The organism is Microbulbifer agarilyticus S89, from assembly GCF_000220505.1.
Lineage (GTDB): Bacteria > Pseudomonadota > Gammaproteobacteria > Pseudomonadales > Cellvibrionaceae > Microbulbifer > Microbulbifer agarilyticus_B.
In genome coordinates this window covers 1-19,943 of sequence record NZ_AFPJ01000013.1, presented here as the reverse complement: position 1 = coordinate 19,943, position 19,943 = coordinate 1, and the positions used below count along the sequence as shown (strand labels likewise).

The window sequence follows — 19,943 nt, the reverse complement described above, 5'->3', positions numbered from 1 at the left end:
CACCATCTGATATCGCAAGCCTTCCGGAAGACTTCTTTGGCAGAAGTGAAGAAATAGAGCTACTTTCTCGAGCGATCAACCAAGGATCGGTTTGCATTGAAGGCTCATTTGGTATTGGAAAATCATCCTTTCTTTCTCGAACCCTCCTTCATATGGACGGATTCGCTTCTAATGAAAAAAACATACTAGTGTTAGCCGTTGGACATGGCGACATCAAAACGGTTGATGATGCAGCTAGGTTGATCTTGGATAAGCTTGTCCAAGTAGACAACATACAACACAAAATAAAAATTGGGATACCCAAAATAATATCTTATGAATCCTCCGAGGCTTACACCTTCTTTAATGAATGACGTCATTTATCTGCATTATCGAAGATAGTTGCCGACCAATCATTCAAAAAACAAATTATCGGCGCTGAAAAATTCATCATTGCGATTGACGAATGTGAAAAATGTGCACCTGCGGTCGCAAAACTAATGAGAACTTTATGCACCGAAGTACAAATGCAAGGAATCAAAAACCTTCGTTTTGTACTCTCGGGGGTGAGTCCTTTTTATCAAGATATGGCCGAAACTGATCGTGGGGTCACTAGGTTCATCTACAAGAAAATTCACCTCAAACCTCTTCGCCCCGATCCAACAATAGAGTTATTAGATGGGAAATTTAAAATAGTAGTAGCCAGTTCGGAGAATGAAGGTGAAAGCCTAAATATTGATCCAGATGTCATCAACCGTATAGCTTCGATTTCAGGTGGACACCCCCATCTAATACAATTGCTCGGGTCTCATGTCGTAGAAAATGAATACTATGATGCTGACGGCTGTATTGACACAAAAGATCTAGTCCACTCACTAAAAACCATCTGCTACGAATCGAGAGGTAGAGACTATGAACTCCTAATAAACACAATGAAAAATGAATCAAGATTTGATGATTATTACACCTTCATTCAGATTGCCGGAGGGCAATTTCCAAGCAGAGTTGATCGATCTCTTGCCATAGAGCACATTGACAATGAAGCTATAGACTGGCTTCTTTCTCGCGACATAATAAGTATTGATGATGAAGAAGATTGTTATTCTGTGGTTGATGAGTTCCTTAGAATCAGAGTAATTCTCGACTTACAAGGACAAGCAATCGATGAGGTAGAATCTGAAATTATGATAAATGGCGAACTATCTATGCCAGGCGACTCATACGACTTACTTTACCAAAATACAGGTAGAGATGAGGAAAATTATTAAAGTCGTCAATGCGCTCACCCTAGTGTAACTCCCGGCCTAAGCGTATGGAGCACAAAATCGATAAAAAAATCAGTATCAGAGAAGATTTTTGACACAAAAAATCGCCTTAAAAAGTTATTCGTTAATCGAGAAAAAAAGCCAGACAGGAAGTTAAGTTTATGAAAGACCTTGATGACCATAAGAAAGTTGCAGTATTGATCGATGCCGATAACGCGCAATATTCAAAGGTGAAGGCGATACTCGACGAAATCTCCGCACATGGCCATATCGTAATTAAGCGTGCCTACGGCGACTGGTCCAGTGAAAACCTCAAGAACTGGAAAAAGTCACTAAACGAGCTAGCCATCCAGCCGGTACAGCAGTTCGCTTACACCACGGGTAAGAACTCTACCGATGCATCGATGATCATCGATGCAATGGATCTACTCTACTCCAAGCGTTTTGATGCCTTTGCCTTGGTTTCTAGCGACAGCGATTTTACCAAGCTAGCGTCCCGACTTCGTGAAGACGAGATGTTTGTATTTGGTGTCGGCGAGCGCAAAACACCTATTTCTTTCCGCAACTCCTGTGATGATTTCATCTTCACCGAAAACTTAGGCGCTGAGGATGAGCCCATCCAGAGCAAAGAAGCAGGAAAACCCAAGGAACCAGAATCAAAGAAAAGCCTGAACAATCCGACAGAGCTGATTCCATTGCTAACCAAAGCTTGGGAACAGTTTCAGGACGATAGCGGTTGGGCCAACGCATCCGTTGCAGGCAGTTTCCTGAAGCGCTCCATGCCCGACTTCGACCCCCGCTCATACGGCGCGTCCAAGTTTTCGCAGCTGCTGGAGAGCCTTAAGGGCAAGTTGGATATCGATAAAAAAGAAGGCAACCAGATTTCGTATCGCGTCAAGCCCAAGAAGGCTAAAGCAAAGAGCAAGTCGCAAGCCAAAAGTCAGGCGGCGAAGGTCGAAGAGCATGCATGAGACAAAGGCTAACCTGTATCCCTGCAAGCACTGTAATGAATCCGGGACCTGCTCTACGGGAAAAGATGGGGCAAGTTGTACAGCCTGTGTAAACGTACACGAGCTAAGCAAAAGCCAATCCTATTTCGGTCTTTCCTGTGCCGCATGCAATGGTATTGGACAAGCCGAGCCGAAAACCGAAAGGATCAACAAAAGAGTAAAGCCTGTGTTGGCAATGGGCATTGTGTTTCTCCTCTTGATTTTTATGTTTGCTTTGGCACTAACAGGAAACTCACACTTCCCCGAGTTCCTGGCCTTCTCCGGAACACTGATTGGAAGTATTATTGCTTTCTACTTTACCCACAGCAAACAAGCATAAACTCCCATACTGACCAAATTGAGTCAGACAGAATCCCAAATTACGTGCACTGACAGTAGTTAAGAAACAACTACAATAAGCAGTCGCTCACAGGAAGAGAGGTAATTAAGCGGGCAGACTGCCCGCTTTTTTATTTAAGAAACTCCATTTAGCGTCAGAATTTCTGATAGACCAAAGAAAACAACGAGTGGTGCGAATGCAACCTTTCAAAACGCAATTCACCCTATCCCGGGATTATCTTGCCGAGTGTTATGACCAGTCTTCACTCTACGGAAAAAGCATCAAGCCAAATTACCTGTTTCCCGTCTTGATGCTCGCAGCTGGCACCGGGACATTGCTATTTACCGAGCAACCCAAAATTTTAGGCGCCATGCTTGTTGCTTTCGCGATTCTGGAATTACTCCACATTCGATTTCGAAGAGCCTGGTGGCTAACTCGGCAGATGTGGGGCAAAAGCGCCAATAGCAAGGTGACACTCACGATCGATGACGAGCAAATAACCACGCAAAGCGACCACGCACACACAACACTGTTGTGGTCTGAGATCGAACAGGTCGTTGATACCGAGTTGGGCCTGATTCTTGTAACCAACTCCAAAGGCCTGCACTACCTGTCAAAATCGCTATTTCCTGATGGCCTGGTCGATAAGATCAAAGACTGTGCAGCAAGTGCTCGCGCCTAGGTGAAAATGCACGAGCACAGGTTGTCGGCCGATCAGGTGGTTCAGCTCGTATTCAGTTAAGGGCGGTAGGATAGTGTCATCCTACAACCAAACTCGGCCGTCGCCCGCGGACGCTGTTTGCTGCGCTGGCACCGATGTACCCCAATGAAAAGACGACTGCTGCTGCCCTATTCCCTCGCGATCCTGACAACGGCCGGTTGCAGTTTGGCGCCTTATCAGCAATCAGCGGAAGACCCCGCCAACTCCGCTGAAGACCTCTCCACAGAACACCCCCAGACTGCAAAGCCGCCCCCGCAACCCCCTTCACCCAGCGAGCTGATCAAGGCCAGCCTGTATGACCAGCACCGGGAGTGGAAAGGCATCCCGTATCGGCTTGGGGGCATGAGCAAGCGCGGTATCGACTGCTCGGCGCTGGTTTACCTCATTTACCGCGATCATATGGGTGTTGAGCTGCCCCGCACTACTCAGTATCAGGCCACAGCCGGAGCCCCCATCAAGCGCACGCAATTGCGCCCGGGAGACCTGGTCTTCTTTAGAACCGGCCGCCGGGGCCGGCATGTCGGTATCTACCTCGAGGATGGCAAGTTTCTGCACGCGTCTGTGTCGAGGGGCGTCACCATCTCGCAGCTGACGGATCACTACTGGAAAAGCCGCTATTGGCGGGCACGCCGGCTGGAGCTCACATCCGACGGGGAATCCTAGTGAACCTGGATTCTGGCCAGACGCATGCGCGGTTTGGCTGGAATTATTCTAAGGGCCCGAGTAGAGTTTTTGCATCTGCCCCAACTCGCTAATGCGTACGATAAATTCCAATGCCTTACGTACTGATTACCCTCGCCATAGTCGCCCTTATCGTCGGCCCACAACTGTGGGTACGTTATGTGCTGTGGCGGCACTCTACCGAGATCGGAGATATGCCGGGCTCCGGGGCAGAACTGGCCGAGCACCTGGTTGAACGCTACGAGCTCGATGGGGTAAAGGTTATTAAGGCGGGCAAGGACCAGAACTATTATTCGCCGGCGGAAAAAATCGTGGCGCTGAGCCCGGATGTTTACCACGGCAAGTCGGTGACCGCGGTGGCGGTGGCGGCCCATGAAGTGGGCCATGCGATCCAGTTCTGCCGCGAGGAGCCCGTCTCCCGGCTGCGCGACAAGTACCTGGGCCGGGCCGGCCAGATCCAGAAAATCGGCGGCTATATTCTGGTCGCCGCACCGATCCTTACCCTGTTGATCAAGTCACCGGTGATTTTCCTGTGGATTGGGGTTATCGCGGTGATCACCATGCTGGCATCGGCGCTTATGTACGTGGCGATTTTGCCCGAGGAGTACGATGCGAGCTTTAACAAGGCCCTGCCCATATTGCGCGAGGGCTACTTGCCGGAGCACCTAATGGGCAAGGCGCACAGTGTGCTGAGAGCCTGCGCGCTTACCTATGTGGCCGGTGCCCTGCTGGATGTACTGCGCTTGTGGCGCTGGATACGCTTTATCCGCTAGGTTTTATCTGTTTCGCCTAGCCCACCGCTACCGAGTTTGCGTCACTCGGCGCCGTTTCGCCAATCAAGCGCAGTCTTCTAGCTACTAGCTACCACCTTCTGTCTGATGTGCGTAGCGGTTCAAGTTTGCGTACGCCATCAGGATGTCGCGCGCATACTGAATGCGTGGATGACTCAAGGCGCCCTTGCGCCACACCAGGTAGATATTATTTTCCGGCCCTACCGCGCCCAATGTGGCGAGCCTGCCTTTTTCGATTTCCCTACTACACAAGTAATCGGGGAACACCGAGTAACCCACGCCCGCCTGCACCAGCCCCAACAGCACACGGATATCCGGGCACAGCGCAGCGACAAGAGACCCACAGGGCGCGTTGAATACTGCCTTGAAGTAATCACGGATGAGCGGCAGTTGCGCGTCATAACTTACCACCGGAAGCTCGGCCAGCGCGTCCAGGTTGTCGGGAGTGACCTGGCGTGCCACGAAGGTGTTCGCCACTAACAGTAAACGTTCGCTGTCGAGCACTTGCGACTCAAAGCGCTGGCTGTCCGGTGTTGAGGCGGTGATCGCGAGGTCCGCGTCTCCGCTGTCCAGCAAGCCGTAGAGCCGCTCTGCACCGCCGATGTGCAGCACAACCGTCGTCGCCCCCGACTGCAGTAGGTTGGCGAGCTGTGTGGCCCCCACATAACTGATGTACTCCGCCGGCCCGGCAATGTTGATGGTGCCCTGAACATCGGTGGAGCGACGCCGCACCGAGGCAATCTTCAGCTCTATGGCATCCAGGTGCCCGGCTACCTGGGCGGCCAGGTCGTGCGCGGCGGCCGTGGGTTTGACACCACGGGCCTGGCGCTCAAACAGGGGCCGGCCTATAACAGACTCCATAGTCTGGATGTGTGCGGTGGCCGCCGGTTGCGATAGCCCCAGGTTACCTGCCGCCTTGGTGATATTGCCGCAGCGGTAGACCTCTACAAAGGTTCTCAATTGCGCGAAATAGGACACTTGCAGCAATCACATTTCTGATGGGTGCTACGAGATTAGCTGAATTCTGCTTCGCCGACGCCAGCCATACACTGCGCCCATCGTACAAACCATCCATGTAAACAATCGCCCGCGTCACCTAAACGCGTCATATTCACCAGTCACATTGAAGGTATTCATAATGCGGAAATTAATTATCGCCCTGATGGTAGCGGCCATCGGCCTGTTCACCGCCAGTGGCGCTTTGGCTGAAACGCCCAAGGGCAAGATTCTGGTATTGCTGTCGAGTGAAAACGTCATGGCACTGCAGGATGGCAAGACCGAGCCGACCGGCTACTACCTGAACGAATTTGGCGTACCCGCCGACCGATTTCTCAAGGCCGGCTATGAACTGGTGCTAGCAACCCCCAAGGGCAACGCCCCCAGTGTCGACAAGAAGTCCGTGGACCCGGCCTACTTTGGCGGTGATCGCGCCGAGATGGCCCGCATCGAGAAAGTGATCGCGGGGCTCCCCGGCATTGACGACACCCTGTCACTGGGCGAAGCAATCGACGGTGGGCTCGACCAGTATCAGGCGGTGTTTATTCCCGGGGGGCATGCGCCGCTCATCGATCTGGTAAACAACCCCCAGGTGGGCGAGATCCTGCGCCACTTCCACCTGCACCAGAAACCCACCGCCGCGATCTGCCACGGCCCGATTGCACTGCTCGCTGCCCAGGCCGACCCCGTGGGCTATGAAAGTGGGCAGGCAAACCAGTCGCCGGTCGCCGCCAAGGACTGGATCTATGACGGCTATCGCATGACCATCTTCTCCAACCCGGAAGAGGCCGTCTTCGAGTCCTCACTCAACGGCGCAAAACTGCGCTACTACCCGGCCAACGCCATGGCCGCTGCCGGTGGCGATATGCAGTTTGCCGGCGAGTGGCAACCGAATGTGGTGGTGGACCGCGAGCTGATCACCGGCCAAAACCCTTTCTCCGATACCCTGCTTGCAGAAGCCGTACTCGAACAGCTCAGCAATCCATAAATAATCGGTAAAAATCAGTAAAAAACCTGAAAAAAAAAGGGCCAGCATGCTGGCCCCTTTTTCCCGCGCGATTCTCGACTCAAGCTCTTTCCATTCAAGCTCTACCTAGAGAAGCCCAGGTATCCGCGATTGCCTCGGCCATCCGGCGAATATCTTTAGTGGCTACATCCCGCTGGGCAAATGTGCGCAACCCCATAACTTCCGACTGCAAGCGGCGGCTGAGCAGCTCAATGTCCTCGTCCGCGGACAACTCCCCTGCCGACTGCGCAGCGCGCAGCTGCTCGGCGAAACGCGCCTCCATACCGGCCAGCAGCGCTTCCACACGCTGGCGGGTTTTTGCCTCCTGATCACCCAGCTCCATCAGGCTCTTGGTGAGCATACAGGCGGGACACGGCAACGCCTCGTCGCGAATACTGCCCAAATTACGCAGGTAAGCAGACAGCCCCTGCATGGGGGACGCGTGCGCAGCGAAGATACGATCGGCCTCCGACAGGCTACGCTGTGCATAGCACTCCAGCGCCTCCAAAAACAGTTGGTCCTTACTGCCAAACGCCGCGTAGATACTGCCGGGGCGCATATCGAGCGCACCCTCGAGATCTTTCAGCGAGGTGGCATGAAAGCCTTTGCGCCAGAACAGCGCCATCGCTTTTTCCAGGGCCTCCTGGCGATTGTGCAGCGGTGTGCGAGCCATAGATCTTTCACTCATTGCAGGTTTGTGATCGGTCAGTCAGTAAAATTTGAGTGACCACTCAATAATAACTTGAGTGATCGCTCAAATATAGCTATTGTAACTCCTGACGGCGGCATTCCTACGCCCATAATTGAGCAATCACTCAAAAATGGAGACTTGCCTGCCACATTACTCAACATGACAACCAAGAGGCCGTATGCACATGAGCGACTTTACATTGCATAACAAGGAAACCGCGCCGGAAAAAAGCGCCGAACTGCTGGATGCGTCGATTCAGGCCTTCGGCATGATCCCAAACCTGCACGCAGTGATGGCCGAAGCGCCCGGGCTACTGGAAGGTTACCAGCAGCTGCATCGCCTGTTCCTTGAATCCAGTTTCGACGCCGATGAAAAAACAGTGGTCTGGCAGGCCATCAATGTGGAGCACGAATGCCACTACTGCGTGCCCGCCCACACCGGCATCGCCAAACAGATGAAAGTGGACGACGCGATTACCGAGGCACTGCGTAACGAAACGCCCCTGCCCTCCGCAAAGTTGGAAGCACTTCGCACATTTACCCTGAGCATGGTGCGCTCGCGCGGTAACGTCAGCGAAGCGGAGCAACAGGAATTTTATGCAGCTGGTTACAACCAGCGTCATGTGTTGGAAATTGTTCTGGGTCTGGCGCAGAAAGTGATGAGTAACTACACCAACCACCTCGCCGACACCCCAGTGGATGAACCCTTCCAGCGTTTCGCCTGGCAGAAAGGCGAATAAATCGCTTTCGACACCTAGCAGCCCCCGCGGCACCGATTATTGAGGTCCAATAATGCACTACGACAAATCGCAACTCCCTTCGGCCACCGACGCGCTGCCGGGGCGGGCCGAGCCGATGCCGATCTCTGGTACACACTTCGTGTCTGGTCGCGCCATGCAGCCGGCGTTTCCGGATGGCCTTGAACAAGCGGTTTTCGGTATGGGCTGCTTCTGGGGTGTAGAACGCCTGTTCTGGGAAGTGGACGGGGTCTATGTCACAGCCGCCGGCTACGCCGGTGGCTTTACCCCGAACCCCAATTACCAAGAAGTGTGCAGCGGAGGCACCGGGCACGCCGAAGTTGTCCTGGTCGTTTTTGATCCTGCGAAAGTCAGTTACCAGGAGTTACTGCGCATATTCTGGGAGGAGCACGATCCCACTCAGGGCATGCGCCAGGGCAATGATCTGGGTACCCAGTATCGCTCCTGTATTTACACGTTCGGAGAAACGCAACTCGCCCAGGCCCGGGCCTCGGAAAAAGACTTCCAACAGGCTCTGGCAGAAAAAGGCTTTGGCGGGATTACCACCGAGATCCGACCTGCACCGGCGTTTTTCTATGCGGAAGAGGATCACCAGCAATATTTGGCGAAAAACCCCGAGGGCTATTGTGGCCTCGCCGGTACCGGTGCCTGCCTACTGCGTTAACGCGATACTTAAGTTAAATACAAGCCCGGGTTAGACCGGGCTTGTAGCCACATTAATCGGCAGATAGTGACTAAACTCCTATTTTCCGCAATGGCGCCCGGAGTGAAGCCAGGTGAATTCTGCCGACCAACCTGCCAAATCCCCAACCAGGAAGACCCTGACGGCCACCACCCTTGGCCTGCTTACGGCTGCCACGGTGGTCACCAGCCTGCGCGGCCTGCCGATGATGGCGCAGGAAGAGCTGACGATGTTTATCTACATCGGCTTCGCCACCTTGTTGTTTCTCATCCCGGCAGGGCTCGTCGCCGCAGAACTCGGCGGTGCGTTTGGTGACCGCTCCGGTGGCGTATACACCTGGATCGGCGAGGCATTCAGCCCGCGCCTGGGGTTTACCGCCATCTGGCTACAGTGGATTCAGAATGTCGTCTGGTACCCCACCGGGCTCAGCTTTGCCGCGGCGGGGATCGCCTACGGCATTGGCCTCCCACACCTTGCCGAAAACAACGTGTTTGTTGGTCTCTTCTGTATCTTTGCCTACTGGGCGGCAACCGCGGTGGCGCTCACCGGTACAGACCTGCTCGCCAAGGTCACCAAATTCGGCTTCTTACTCGGCACCGTCTTCCCCGGTTTGATTCTGATGGCACTAGCCATCTCCTGGGCCGCCAGCGGCCACGCGATCGGCTGGGAGACCGCCACCAATCCGGCAGTGACCACGGAAGAACACGGTCACCATCATCCGCGCTGGTTTCCACATGTGGCCGGGCTCGGCTCGCTCGCATTTCTTGGCGGCATCCTGCTGAATTTCGCGGGTGTCGAAGCGCAGGCGACGCACGCCACCGAGATGCGCAACGCCAGGCGGGACTACCCGATCGCTATTTTTATCGCCGCCGCAGTGTCTTTTGCCATCTTCACCGTCGGCGCACTGGCCGTTGCGGCGATCCTCCCCTACGACAATATCAGCCTGCAGACCGGCGTGTTCACCACCTTCGAGCAAGCTTTCGACAAACTCTTGGGGATGAAATGGCCGGTACAAGTCCTCGCACTACTGGTGTGCTACGGCGCCCTTGGCGGCGCCCTCGCCTGGCTCGCCGGCCCCAGCCGTGGCCTGTTGGCCACCGCGCGCGACGGCACCTTGCCGCCGTGGCTGCAAAAAACCAACAAACACGGCATGCAAAAAAGCATCCTGCTGGTGCAGGGCACCATCGCCACCCTGATCTCCTGTATCTACTTCCTGTTCAAGAATGTGGCGACGGCCTTTTTCCTCATCTCAGCAATGACCATCACCCTCTACATCATCATGTACATGCTGATGTATGCCGCGGCGATTCGCCTGCGGCATACCCGTCCGGACCTGCCGCGCAGCTTTGCAATCCCCGGGGGCATGGCCGGCATGCTCCTCGTCGCCGGCACCGGATTTGTCGCGGTGGCCTTTGCTTTTGTGGTGTCGTTCTTCCCGCCCGACCAGTTGCCCATCGGCAGCCCGACCATGTATGTGTTGCTAGTGGCCGCGGGTGCCGTGGTGTTTACCGCAATCCCGCTACTGATTTACCAATTCCGCAAACCGAGCTGGAAGCAACAACAGCCGAATACCGGACAACAATAGATCAAGGTAAAGACGATGAAGACCCAATCACCATTCGACGAATTCTTTGATCAGCTGAACGAAGACATCCCCGACCACACCTTCCCGCGCACCACCATGTCGGCCTTTGCCGCCGAAGCAACGGTCAACAGTGAAGCCTGGGCAGATGCCAAGCCGGTGATGAACCTCTCCTCGTTTGTCACCACCTTCACCGAGCCGGAAGCCTTCGAGGTAATGAAAAAACATTACCTCAAGAACTACATCGACCACGACATGTATCCCCAGCTGTTCGAGATGGAGGAGCGCATGGTGCGCTGGTTGCACGACCTGTGGAATGGCCCCAAAGACGCGGAGGCTTTCGGCACCGCCACCATCGGCTCATCGGAAGCATGCATGCTGGCGGGGCTGGCCCATAAATGGAACTGGCGCAAAGCGCGGCAAGCAGCGGGCCTCGATGCCAGCCGCCCCAACATCGTTACCGGGGGCAACGTGCAGATCGTATGGAAGAAATTCATGCGCTACTTCGATGTTGAGCCCCGTATCGCCGAGCTCGAACCCAACCAGTACCGGCTCACCACCGAGCACCTGGAACAGCTCGTTGACGAAAACACCACCGCAGTCGTAGCCATTGCCGGCCAGACATTTACTGGCGAGGACGATGACTTCCGCGCGATCCACGATTGGCTGGACGATTACGAACAGCGCACCGGGCATAACATTCCAATGCATATCGACGGTGCATCCGGCGGCTTCGTCAATCCGTTTCTATACCCGGACTACCAGTGGGACTTTCGACTGCCGAGGGTGCAGTCAATCAATGCCTCGGGACACAAATTCGGACTGGTGCCGCCGGGACTTGGGTGGCTGGTATTCAAAGACCGCAAAGTATTTGACGAAGACCTGATGTTTTACGTCAATTACCTCGGCGGCGAAATGCCCACCGCCACGCTGAACTTCAGCCGCAACGCGGCACCAGTGGCCTACCAGTACTATGTATTCTTGCGGCTGGGTTTTGAGGGGTTCCGCAAAATCATGCAGTGCACGCTGGATAACTCCCACTATCTCCGGCAGCGCCTGCTCGATAGCGGCTACTTCGATGTACTGAATTCGACCCAGAGAATTCCGGTAGTGGCGCTCACGCTGAAAGAAGAATTCAGCAACTTCAATGAATTCGATGTGTCATTCAAGGTGCGCGAGAGAGGATGGGTGCTTTCCGCCTACTCGATGCCCCCCAAAGCGGAAAGCATCAATTCGCTACGGGTGGTGGTGCGGCCTCACCTGAACCACAACGTCATCAAGTTTCTCGCCGATGACATCATCCACGCCTGTGACTGGCTCAAGCAACATGGCGGCAACGCAACCCCGCCCAAGCTGCATAACGCCCACCAGACCGCGGTAAGCAAGTGCTGACGCACCCAGCAATGGGTTACGCAGCAATGGGTTACGCAGCAAAAGCGGCCCGCGCTGCAATGAACACCAGAAGCAGCAGCGGAATATTGGACGCGACAAAGACTGCGAACCGCAATTCAATTTTATTGCCGAGCGCTTGCACAAGACTGTGGATAATCCGAAAGGCCACATAAGCCCAGGCGGCAAACAGGGTGAGTCCGCTGGATACCCCCAAAACAGCGAGGGCAAGCACCACCGCATAGAACAGCGTGGGCTGTTCCATCAGATGATTGTAATTATCCGCCTTCCAGCGCACCTGAGCGGGTAGCTTCGCCATTTGCTCAGCGCTTGGTACCGTGGGGTCCATCTCCAGCTTCATGGAGACAATCGCAGGTATGCGCGTGGCATACATCCACAGCCACATCACCATTGACCAAATAACCAGGGCTACCAGTGGCTGGATTAGCTGAACTGACGTTTCCATTTAACTCCCCTCATCGAATCATGCATTTTGGGGGATTATCGCTTACCTATCGCTGACTGTCTTATTTTTGGCTGCCCTATCTTTGACTGGCATAAAAGGCCGGTGTAGTCGATATCGAATTGGAGGTTGGGTTATGCCGCCGGGGATCCTTCGCCCCGACGTCGTCTGCGCCGGTCGCGGAACCGAATCACCGGGGAAGCCGTTACGCCGTGGACAATCACCGACAGGACGATGGCGAAGGCACAAGTGGCCCACAGGAGATCTCCATCCACAAAGTTCCCCACGTGCAATCCATAGGCCAGATAGTAAATACAGCCGATACCACGAATACCAAAGAAGCTGGCGATCACACGATCCAGCGCCGAAAGACGCTGCTCCCCCACCAGCCCCACTAGCCCCGCAGCAGGGCGCACAACGAATACGAGCAATACGCCCAGCAATACCCCCTGCCAGGTTAAGGCATCAAGCAACCCGCCCGCGATGGCACCGCCCAGCGCAATAAGAATACCCGTCATAAGCAGTTGCTCGGCCTGCTCAGCGAAGGTGTGCAACGACTGATGTCCGCGCTGTGTGTGCTCTTTATTGCGGATCGTCAGGCCGCCGATGAACACCGCCAGAAAGCCATAGCCGCCAACACTCTCGGTGATGCCATACAACAGCAAGGTGGCCGCCAACGCGCCCACGCCGGTCCGCATCTTCTCCTGCTCAGTGGTAACCGGCAGTCGCAACAGCACATGCGATAACGCCCACCCGACGGCAGCGCCCGCCACAACACCCACAATGATGCGGTAAAACACATCGATCACCAGCCATTGGCCCAACCAGTTGCTCGGCGAGAGCCCTTCCGCCAGCATCAGCAGGGCAAGGTAGGTGAATGGGAAGGCCAACGAGTCATTCAACCCGGCCTCGGACGTAAGCGTGAAGCGAAGCTCGTCGTCCCGCTCTACCGGTATCTCGTCCACCGGCGCCTGATCGTTTTCCGTCGCGGCACTCTCGCTATCCAAGACCTCTGGTTCAGGTTCCCCCAGTTGCACATCCGAGGCCAATACCGGGTCGGTGGGGGCGAGGGCTGCGGCGAGTAATACCGCCGCCGCCGGCGCCAAACCGACCATCCACCAGCCCAGCCACGCTACCGCAATGATCGTCAGGGGCATGCAAATACCCAGCATCCTCCAGGTAGCGCTCCAGGTACGCAAATCCGGCCACCGGTCGATTTTAAGCCCCACGCCCATCAATGAGATGATTACGCCAATCTCGGTCAGGTGAACCGTAAGCGATTCGTGTTCTCGCGGGTCGGGCGGTGTCAGCCCCAACGGCAGGGCAAAGGCAACGTAACCCATTGCCAGCGACAGGATCGGGAAAGAAAGAGGAAGCTTGTTGAACCGATGTAGCAGTGCCGCGAGCGCCAATACCCCCAAGCCAACGACAATGAGCGTGAGATCGTACGCCTCTAGAAATTTGAGAGTGTCGAAATATGCAGTCAAAGGCGTAAACTCACGTCAGTTAGGTATTGCGGCCGTCGACTCGTGTAGGCCGTACAGCCCCGTACCGGCAGCATCGTTAGTGGCGTGCAGCTTTATATTCCAAACTAGAAGCGCCTGCACAAACTGAAGCCTAGCAAACAGCCGAACTGATTCTATGGCGCTCAGGATTGCTGCTCAGTACCTGACAAGCGACCGCTAACAAGCTGCTTAATCAGCCAAATGACCGCCACAAGCCCGACCAACTCCAAACCCAAGAAGAACCACTGCGGAAACGTCGCCCTCACCACAAATAGCAGTCCCATATATGCAACTACCACTGCGATCAAAAATGCGAGTGAAACTTTCCCGATTAGGTGTTTTATAGCCATTAGCGATCCTCCTTATATGGGTATCTCGAATTCTCGACCAAATCAGATGGAGTAAGTGAAGCAAAGGGGGCTAGGTATCTTAAGGAAGCGAGTAACTTGTCATATGCTTGACTCGGAATCTTCTTTAGATGTTTTCTGGCCGGACAGATTGATACCAAAAGACTCAAGCACCAGGTGAATACAGCCAGCGACGGCACCAGCGATTATGACTTGGGCAAGACTAACACTTCCGAGCTTGGGTATCTTATCTTGCATGAAATAAACAGCGACCGCTGCAAGTGCAAGCAGGATTGCAAAAAGTATCTTTTTCATTTGCATCAATCAATTCTTTCTTTTCTAATTTTGGGTACGTCTTACTCTTAACATCGCCGGCAGGGGCAGCTTACTTTGTGCGTCTTTTGCGCAATGATGGGAGCGCAGCGAATTGTAAAAAATGTACACGAAGCAAGCTATCCTGCGGAGAGCCGAAGGGCCGTAACAAATTGCCCGGTTTTGTTAGGTATGCTCTTTAGCGCTCCATCTTCGAGCCACGATAAGCCAAAGTGTAACGACCGTAGAAAGCGCCCAAAGATATGCCCCAAACAACGGAGTAACTGTAACAATCATTCCGTCAGGACCCAACATAGCCACCGGGTTAATGAAGAATACTATTACACATACTAAAGCAAAAATGCAGAATACTGCAGCAAGCCGTTCTTTTGACGATGCTAAAAACCCGAGGCTTGAAACAATAAAAATATTTGCGAGCCAAGGGAATATCATTAGTAGTGACGGCCAAAAATTGTCTGACGACAGCATGTCATGAGAATACCAATTGGCGATTGCAGATATTGCGATATATGACTGAAACCAACCGGTGGCCAAAACAGAATAACCATATTCAGATCTACCAGATACACCTAAAGCCGGTAGTAAAAGCGACACACAAAACAGTATCAAGGGAAACAGAACGAAGATTCGTCGATTCATAATTGCTTAACGCCGCCGGCAGGGGCAGCTTACCTAGTGCGCCTTTTGCGCGAAAATGGGAGCACAGCGACCTGCGCAAAAGGTGCACAAGGTAAGCTGTCCCGCGGAGGGCCGCAGGCCCGGAGCACATTGCCCGGCCTTGTTAAGTGTTTTTCTCGATGTTTCTGGCTGTCGCCTTGGCTGCCATCACCGCAATTCTCTGAGACTGCTTAGTGATTTTGCGGTTGCTTACCGTCCGAAATAGAGCAAATCCTGCGCAAATAAGAAACACCGAAATCCCGAGTCTTTCCGACCAAATTATTCTTCGCTCAATGATTTTAGCTACACCACTCATGAGCCCTTCTTCGCCATTATTGAGAATGACACTATCAAGGAAAAGAGGAAAACCAAAATACAGCCCGAGAAAACCTACAATCCCAAACAGAAATACCTTTAAGGGATTGCCGGATACCGCGACAGAGGAAGTATCTCTTAAAATAGATGAACCAGCGCTCTTTCTCCTACGATATTTCCTTCCCACGAGAATTCCTCTAGTAACACTTAACGCCCACAGCAGGGGCGGCTTACCTTGTGCGCGTTTTGCGCAAAACTGGGAGCGTAGCGACCTGTGCAAAAGGTGCACAAGGTAAGACGTCCCGCGGAGGCCCAAAGGGCCGGAGCATATTGCCTGTGCTTGTTAAGCGGTACTGGCACTGGAGCTCCGCCCGAAGCAATAGAATGCCGCCGGTAGAATTAGAAATAGCACCAATACACTCCAAATTATTTGGAAATTTCCTGACGTGAGCAATGAAGAAGAAAGGCCTCGATTCATGACGCCAGCTACGATCAGCGAAGCAAGTGTGACAGCAAGTATTGATCGGATTTTCATGATTTTTGCCAATATCAATGCCGCTGGAATGGCTAGCACAAGATTAATTAGCATGTCATGGGCATGTAAAATTGTGTTAAACAACGCCTGGTTGTTCACGGCAAAATCCGAAGTTAAGCTCGAAAGCATCGGATTGATTTTGTTGTATTGCGACCAAAAAAACGCCATGGCGAAGTATGCATAAAGAAACCAGCCGATAGCAGCTAGTGGTAAATCCCGGTACCAAACTTTTAGCTCTCTCATAATTCGATTCCTAAGCTTAACGCCGCCGGCAGGGGCAGCTTGCCTTGTGCGCTTTTTGCGCGAAAATGGGAGCGCAGCGACCCGCGCAAAACGTGCGCAAGGTAAGCTGTCCCGCGGAGGGCCGAAGGCCCGGAGCAAATTGCCCGGCCTTGTTAAGTGCGATCCCACTCAATGAGAAATAGCTCCCACAGAGAGTACATACCATATAGGATGGCTATGATTGAGATAATTACTGCGCACCCAACCACAAAATTAGGTATGGAATCTTCTATGTGGCCATTTATCGTGAGTATTACCTCTAGAGCTGCCCATGCCCCTATCAATAGAAATATGAGTAAAAACTGGCCATACAGGTTCTCCCCGAACTCATTCCCCACTAGCCAGTAATCCGCTAACTTACTGCCGGATGGGACCGTGACAGTGAGGAATATTACGGTCCACTGAAATAGAAAAAATACAATTAGAAGATATGATCCGATAAACCATGATCTACCTTCATATTTTAAATTTCGTTTCTTCACTTCACTGGCACTTAACGCAGCCGGCAGGGGCAGCTTACCTTGTGCGCGTTTTGCGCGAAAATGGGAGCATAGCGACCTGCGCAAAAGGTGCACAAGGTAAGCTGTCCCACGGAGGGCCGAAGGCCCGGAGTAATTTGCCCGGCTTTGTTATGTTTCAAGAGATTTTCGCCGTAACCCACCTACTTTCCTCTTTATCAAAGAATGAATGGAAACCAGGTTTCAGATCTTTAAAGGCTGAGATCCAAGTAAATTTTTCATACAGGCAGCCCATACACACAACCATTCCATCTTCCGGATCATTCGTTGTATTACACATGAACTGCCAATCCCCATCATCCCAATGCAACACCTCGACAATAGGATGCTCTTCACTCATGACGAATTTCGTTGTTATCGCCGCAACGTTTTCGTCGAAGGGAAAAGGCCAATGCTGGTTCTTGAACGAGTGACTATGTGGGTCTACTTTCTTCATTTTGAAACATAACGCCCACGGCAGGGGCGGCTTACCTTATGCGCGTTTTGCGCGAAAATAGGAGCGAAGCGACCGCGCAAAACGTGCATAAGGTAAGACGTCCCGCGGAGGCCCGAAGGGCCGGAGCTTCATTGCCCGTGTTTGTTAAGTTTCTGGTGGCTACGATTTAGCGTATAACCGTTGACAAACTCCCACATGGAGAAGAACCCAATTACTCCTGCGAAAAACGCCAAAGCGTAGAAGAATAAAGGATCACTTGCGATCGTAAGAAGCTTCTCACTACGATAGTACTCTATTTCTTTAAAAAGATACTCACCATCCAGCAGCAACCATGGCACTAAAACGAAAAGCATGCAGGTGCCTAAGATCAAGGAAATGATCGGTGGGGTCCGCGCCTTTTTAATTCCGCCAAACTGAAATAGTGCTTTTATGTTCATGAAACTTAACGCCGCCAGCAGGGGCAGCCTACCTTGTGCGCGTTTTGCGCAATAATGGGAGCAAAGCGACCTGCGCAAAAGGTGCACAAGGTAGGCTGTCCCGCGGAGGGCCAAAGGCCCGGAGCAATTTGCCTGGCTTTGTTATGCCTATCCACCTGACGGAACCACTTGATATGTACCGGAGCCACTAATTAGGGTCCCATTAGATAACATATAGATAAACACCAAAACTGAAAGCACAACTACTATCAAGTGGACCAATACGGCGTGCCTAGCGAACTCTGATAAATACCGAGATTCACTCGTGGCTCCCAATACGCTAACAGTAGCGAACGGCAGCAAAATAATTAGCGCAATCCCTGCTAAGAAAAAATACCCAGCGTATTTTTCATAGTAATACGGAAACCAAGACTCATAAAATGCCGTGAATGTCAGGATGTATGCGGTAGTACCGAGCACTAATGTGGTGACGTAAAGCAATAATTTTTTCAATTTAGATACCGGAACTCCTGAAATAGGCATAACGCCCGCAACAGGGGCGACCAATGTTGTGCGCCTTTTGCGCAATAATGGGAGCGCAGCGACCGCGCAAAAGGTGCACAACGTTGGGCGTCCCGCGGAGGCCCACAGGGCCGGAGCTTCTTGCTTGCGTTTGTTATGTGTATTTTTGCCGGCTACTGACTACTATTCCCGCTCTTGTCTCCGAAGATTAATCTCTTGGACACTTAGCTCTACGCATATATCACAGATTGTTACGTCAGGCCCCAAGACTAACTCCTCGTATTCGCTTGGACCCCTGCCACAAAAATTGCAATGAGTTGTATTTTTCTCATTTCCAAATGAACTCCTGCTGCTTGGATCTACAGATCTAAGAACTTTTTTTACTGAGTTATTCTCATCGTCATTCACTGTAGTGATTTCCTCTACACATAACGCCCACGGCAGGGGCGGATTACCTTATGCACTTTTTGCGCGAAAATGGGAGCGTAGCGACCGCGCAAAACGTGCAAAAGGTAAGCCGTCTCGCGGAGGCCCGAAGGGCCGTAGCTTCACTGCCCGTGCTTGTTAGAAATTGGGGCCACTACCATCCTTCGATATATGTACCCAGTTCACGGCCCTGCTCCTCCTCGTCTTTCGAAAGAAATTCTCTCTTGAATTCTGAATCGCGCATCTTAGATTGGTGAAAAAGGATACAACCTGAGAAGAATGCAAGCCAACAGAGGAATTGAATTCCCACGAACAGGCCGATTTTGATCGATAAAGGAATATCAGTTGCAAAGAAAAGGCTAAATGCGCCAATCACAAGTGCCGGCCAAAGCACACTATAGAAAGAAGACTTTGCAGCGATAATTAAAACTTTCTTTGAGTACATTTCGATTCAATGAGACTTAAATTTCTAACGCCCGCAACAGGGGCGACCAATGTTGTGCGCCTTTTGCGCAATAATGGGAGCGCAGCGAGCGCGCAAAAGGTGCACAACGTTGGGCGTCCCGCGCAGGCCCGAGGGGCCGAAGCATTCTTGCTTGCGCTTGTTATGCATGACGCTACCCGCTTAGCTTGCCGTGAGCACTCTGCAACTGAATTCCCGCAAGAACAAAAAATGTTCCAGAAACAAAGTAGAAGATTGGACTAGCCCAAACACCCAGCGCGCCGAAAATCACGAAAAGAAACCACTTTCCTAGTAGCCTATATCTCTCTTTGGAACGAAATTTTCTTGGGTCACTGGTTCCATTTGGTAATGGATACTCACACAACCAAGCCGTAAAGAGCAAAATTATCAAAAAGAACGGCCAAACATTCATACTCTACGCCAACGATGCATAACGCCGCCAGCAGGGGCAGCTTACCTTGTGCGCGTTTTGCGCAAAAATGGGAGCAAAGCGACCTGCGCAAAAGGTGCACAAGGTAAGCTGTCCCGCGGAGGGCCAAAGGCCCGGAGCTTTACTGCCTGGCCTCGTTATTGCGGCCGCACTCTGGACTAGCTACTAGCACTTTGCCAGCCACGGATTGGCTGGCTGCTGCCCGAAATTTACGGGGAAAGAATACCGCACTTTACCCAACTATTTTTTATCTTACTGGCACTCCAAAAGATTACTCCGGACTGCCCATTTCTACTGATCTCGAACGAACATTCTAGGAACGAACTTGAATGAATAGCAACCGCCCAAAACAGCTCAATATTGGATGCTATTTTGTGCACTGAATTTTGAGCAACCTCGAAAAACTAAAAATACTGACCGGCACCT

24 protein-coding genes are annotated in these 19,943 nt (G+C 52.6%); 11 read left to right on the top strand and 13 right to left on the bottom strand.

Annotated features, from left to right (window positions below):
* The 6 genes from AS89_RS18755 to AS89_RS0104480 all read left to right on the top strand — a co-directional run.
* A partial coding sequence (locus tag AS89_RS18755) for a hypothetical protein (protein ID WP_010131183.1) occupies window positions 1-353 on the top strand: 353 nt, incomplete at its 5' end.
* Between the two features lie 153 nt (window positions 354-506).
* The gene (locus AS89_RS0104505; RefSeq protein WP_010131182.1) at window positions 507-1,247 is read left to right on the top strand and encodes a hypothetical protein; all 741 of its coding nucleotides are present in this window, start codon (window positions 507-509) and stop codon (window positions 1,245-1,247) included.
* A gap of 158 nt (window positions 1,248-1,405) precedes the next feature.
* Window positions 1,406-2,215: an NYN domain-containing protein gene (locus tag AS89_RS0104500; RefSeq protein WP_010131181.1), complete on the top strand. Its 810-nt coding sequence runs from the start codon at window positions 1,406-1,408 to the stop codon at window positions 2,213-2,215.
* A 554-nt stretch (window positions 2,216-2,769) separates the two neighbouring features.
* On the top strand, window positions 2,770-3,255 hold the full coding sequence (locus AS89_RS0104490; RefSeq protein ID WP_010131180.1) for a YcxB family protein: 486 nt from the start codon (window positions 2,770-2,772) through the stop codon (window positions 3,253-3,255).
* A gap of 144 nt (window positions 3,256-3,399) precedes the next feature.
* Entirely contained in the window at window positions 3,400-3,957 is a 558-nt protein-coding gene (locus AS89_RS16900) for an NlpC/P60 family protein (RefSeq protein WP_010131179.1), read from the top strand.
* Between the two features lie 110 nt (window positions 3,958-4,067).
* Window positions 4,068-4,748 (top strand): zinc metallopeptidase, encoded by a 681-nt coding sequence (locus AS89_RS0104480; RefSeq protein WP_010131178.1) that lies wholly within the window; start codon window positions 4,068-4,070, stop codon window positions 4,746-4,748.
* Between the two features lie 84 nt (window positions 4,749-4,832).
* Here AS89_RS0104480 and AS89_RS0104475 read toward each other — a convergent pair whose 3' ends face one another.
* The gene (locus AS89_RS0104475; RefSeq protein WP_029249785.1) at window positions 4,833-5,744 is read right to left on the bottom strand and encodes a LysR family transcriptional regulator; all 912 of its coding nucleotides are present in this window, start codon (window positions 5,742-5,744) and stop codon (window positions 4,833-4,835) included.
* 160 nt (window positions 5,745-5,904) lie between these two features.
* On the opposite strand from AS89_RS0104475, the gene AS89_RS0104470 reads away from it, so the two are divergent.
* Window positions 5,905-6,750, top strand: a complete 846-nt coding sequence (locus AS89_RS0104470; protein ID WP_010131175.1) for a type 1 glutamine amidotransferase domain-containing protein — start codon at window positions 5,905-5,907, stop codon at window positions 6,748-6,750.
* A gap of 94 nt (window positions 6,751-6,844) precedes the next feature.
* Here the strand turns inward: AS89_RS0104470 and AS89_RS0104465 are convergent, their stop codons facing one another.
* Window positions 6,845-7,441 (bottom strand): TetR/AcrR family transcriptional regulator, encoded by a 597-nt coding sequence (locus tag AS89_RS0104465; RefSeq protein ID WP_010131173.1) that lies wholly within the window; start codon window positions 7,439-7,441, stop codon window positions 6,845-6,847.
* 202 nt (window positions 7,442-7,643) lie between these two features.
* On the opposite strand from AS89_RS0104465, the gene AS89_RS0104460 reads away from it, so the two are divergent.
* The 4 genes from AS89_RS0104460 (at window position 7,644) to AS89_RS0104445 (ending at window position 11,872) form a co-directional block, all read left to right on the top strand.
* The gene (locus AS89_RS0104460; RefSeq protein ID WP_010131171.1) at window positions 7,644-8,198 is read left to right on the top strand and encodes a carboxymuconolactone decarboxylase family protein; all 555 of its coding nucleotides are present in this window, start codon (window positions 7,644-7,646) and stop codon (window positions 8,196-8,198) included.
* A gap of 52 nt (window positions 8,199-8,250) precedes the next feature.
* Window positions 8,251-8,880 carry a peptide-methionine (S)-S-oxide reductase MsrA gene (gene msrA / locus AS89_RS0104455; RefSeq protein ID WP_010131170.1) on the top strand — a complete coding sequence of 210 codons (630 nt, stop codon included), beginning with the start codon at window positions 8,251-8,253 and terminating at the stop codon, window positions 8,878-8,880.
* Window positions 8,881-8,992: 112 nt separating this feature from the next.
* Window positions 8,993-10,483, top strand: a complete 1,491-nt coding sequence (locus AS89_RS0104450; RefSeq protein WP_010131169.1) for an amino acid permease — start codon at window positions 8,993-8,995, stop codon at window positions 10,481-10,483.
* Window positions 10,484-10,498: 15 nt separating this feature from the next.
* Window positions 10,499-11,872: a glutamate decarboxylase gene (locus tag AS89_RS0104445; RefSeq protein WP_010131168.1), complete on the top strand. Its 1,374-nt coding sequence runs from the start codon at window positions 10,499-10,501 to the stop codon at window positions 11,870-11,872.
* Window positions 11,873-11,903: 31 nt separating this feature from the next.
* Here AS89_RS0104445 and AS89_RS0104440 read toward each other — a convergent pair whose 3' ends face one another.
* From AS89_RS0104440 to AS89_RS0104395, 11 genes are all read right to left on the bottom strand, one after another.
* Complete coding sequence (locus tag AS89_RS0104440; protein ID WP_010131167.1) at window positions 11,904-12,335, bottom strand: MAPEG family protein; 432 nt, start codon at window positions 12,333-12,335, stop codon at window positions 11,904-11,906.
* A 131-nt stretch (window positions 12,336-12,466) separates the two neighbouring features.
* Window positions 12,467-13,819 carry a cation:proton antiporter gene (locus AS89_RS0104435; RefSeq protein ID WP_010131166.1) on the bottom strand — a complete coding sequence of 451 codons (1,353 nt, stop codon included), beginning with the start codon at window positions 13,817-13,819 and terminating at the stop codon, window positions 12,467-12,469.
* A 161-nt stretch (window positions 13,820-13,980) separates the two neighbouring features.
* Window positions 13,981-14,187, bottom strand: coding sequence for a hypothetical protein (locus AS89_RS0104430; protein WP_010131164.1), 207 nt, complete (start codon window positions 14,185-14,187; stop codon window positions 13,981-13,983).
* 99 nt (window positions 14,188-14,286) lie between these two features.
* Window positions 14,287-14,505, bottom strand: coding sequence for a hypothetical protein (locus AS89_RS0104425; protein ID WP_010131163.1), 219 nt, complete (start codon window positions 14,503-14,505; stop codon window positions 14,287-14,289).
* A 177-nt stretch (window positions 14,506-14,682) separates the two neighbouring features.
* Window positions 14,683-15,156 (bottom strand): hypothetical protein, encoded by a 474-nt coding sequence (locus tag AS89_RS18600; protein ID WP_138976365.1) that lies wholly within the window; start codon window positions 15,154-15,156, stop codon window positions 14,683-14,685.
* 142 nt (window positions 15,157-15,298) lie between these two features.
* A complete protein-coding gene (locus AS89_RS0104420; RefSeq protein ID WP_010131162.1) occupies window positions 15,299-15,676 on the bottom strand; it encodes a hypothetical protein in 378 nt (125 codons plus the stop codon).
* A 156-nt stretch (window positions 15,677-15,832) separates the two neighbouring features.
* On the bottom strand, window positions 15,833-16,267 hold the full coding sequence (locus AS89_RS0104415; RefSeq protein ID WP_010131161.1) for a hypothetical protein: 435 nt from the start codon (window positions 16,265-16,267) through the stop codon (window positions 15,833-15,835).
* Window positions 16,268-16,942: 675 nt separating this feature from the next.
* Window positions 16,943-17,164: a hypothetical protein gene (locus AS89_RS0104405; protein ID WP_237709629.1), complete on the bottom strand. Its 222-nt coding sequence runs from the start codon at window positions 17,162-17,164 to the stop codon at window positions 16,943-16,945.
* A gap of 224 nt (window positions 17,165-17,388) precedes the next feature.
* Complete coding sequence (locus AS89_RS0104400; protein WP_010131157.1) at window positions 17,389-17,697, bottom strand: hypothetical protein; 309 nt, start codon at window positions 17,695-17,697, stop codon at window positions 17,389-17,391.
* Between the two features lie 684 nt (window positions 17,698-18,381).
* Window positions 18,382-18,606: a ClpX C4-type zinc finger protein gene (locus AS89_RS19075; protein ID WP_158217337.1), complete on the bottom strand. Its 225-nt coding sequence runs from the start codon at window positions 18,604-18,606 to the stop codon at window positions 18,382-18,384.
* A 172-nt stretch (window positions 18,607-18,778) separates the two neighbouring features.
* The gene (locus AS89_RS0104395) at window positions 18,779-19,069 is read right to left on the bottom strand and encodes a hypothetical protein (protein ID WP_010131155.1); all 291 of its coding nucleotides are present in this window, start codon (window positions 19,067-19,069) and stop codon (window positions 18,779-18,781) included.
* Between the last annotated feature and the right edge of the window lie 874 nt (window positions 19,070-19,943).

What these genes read in the sequence shown, in the direction of transcription:
- AS89_RS0104505 (WP_010131182.1), top strand. Translation starts at nt 507, where the DNA reads ATGCAAGGAATCAAAAACCTTCGTTTTGTACTCTCGGGGGTGAGTCCT.
- AS89_RS0104500 (WP_010131181.1), top strand. Translation starts at nt 1,406, where the DNA reads ATGAAAGACCTTGATGACCATAAGAAAGTTGCAGTATTGATCGATGCC.
- AS89_RS0104490 (WP_010131180.1), top strand. Translation starts at nt 2,770, where the DNA reads ATGCAACCTTTCAAAACGCAATTCACCCTATCCCGGGATTATCTTGCC.
- AS89_RS16900 (WP_010131179.1), top strand. Translation starts at nt 3,400, where the DNA reads ATGAAAAGACGACTGCTGCTGCCCTATTCCCTCGCGATCCTGACAACG.
- AS89_RS0104480 (WP_010131178.1), top strand. Translation starts at nt 4,068, where the DNA reads ATGCCTTACGTACTGATTACCCTCGCCATAGTCGCCCTTATCGTCGGC.
- AS89_RS0104470 (WP_010131175.1), top strand. Translation starts at nt 5,905, where the DNA reads ATGCGGAAATTAATTATCGCCCTGATGGTAGCGGCCATCGGCCTGTTC.
- AS89_RS0104465 (WP_010131173.1), bottom strand. Translation starts at nt 7,441, where the DNA reads ATGGCTCGCACACCGCTGCACAATCGCCAGGAGGCCCTGGAAAAAGCG.
- AS89_RS0104460 (WP_010131171.1), top strand. Translation starts at nt 7,644, where the DNA reads ATGAGCGACTTTACATTGCATAACAAGGAAACCGCGCCGGAAAAAAGC.
- msrA (WP_010131170.1), top strand. Translation starts at nt 8,251, where the DNA reads ATGCACTACGACAAATCGCAACTCCCTTCGGCCACCGACGCGCTGCCG.
- AS89_RS0104445 (WP_010131168.1), top strand. Translation starts at nt 10,499, where the DNA reads ATGAAGACCCAATCACCATTCGACGAATTCTTTGATCAGCTGAACGAA.
- AS89_RS0104440 (WP_010131167.1), bottom strand. Translation starts at nt 12,335, where the DNA reads ATGGAAACGTCAGTTCAGCTAATCCAGCCACTGGTAGCCCTGGTTATT.
- AS89_RS0104430 (WP_010131164.1), bottom strand. Translation starts at nt 14,187, where the DNA reads ATGGCTATAAAACACCTAATCGGGAAAGTTTCACTCGCATTTTTGATC.
- AS89_RS0104425 (WP_010131163.1), bottom strand. Translation starts at nt 14,505, where the DNA reads ATGCAAATGAAAAAGATACTTTTTGCAATCCTGCTTGCACTTGCAGCG.
- AS89_RS18600 (WP_138976365.1), bottom strand. Translation starts at nt 15,156, where the DNA reads ATGAATCGACGAATCTTCGTTCTGTTTCCCTTGATACTGTTTTGTGTG.
- AS89_RS0104415 (WP_010131161.1), bottom strand. Translation starts at nt 16,267, where the DNA reads ATGAGAGAGCTAAAAGTTTGGTACCGGGATTTACCACTAGCTGCTATC.
- AS89_RS0104405 (WP_237709629.1), bottom strand. Translation starts at nt 17,164, where the DNA reads ATGAGTGAAGAGCATCCTATTGTCGAGGTGTTGCATTGGGATGATGGG.
- AS89_RS0104400 (WP_010131157.1), bottom strand. Translation starts at nt 17,697, where the DNA reads ATGAACATAAAAGCACTATTTCAGTTTGGCGGAATTAAAAAGGCGCGG.
- AS89_RS0104395 (WP_010131155.1), bottom strand. Translation starts at nt 19,069, where the DNA reads ATGTACTCAAAGAAAGTTTTAATTATCGCTGCAAAGTCTTCTTTCTAT.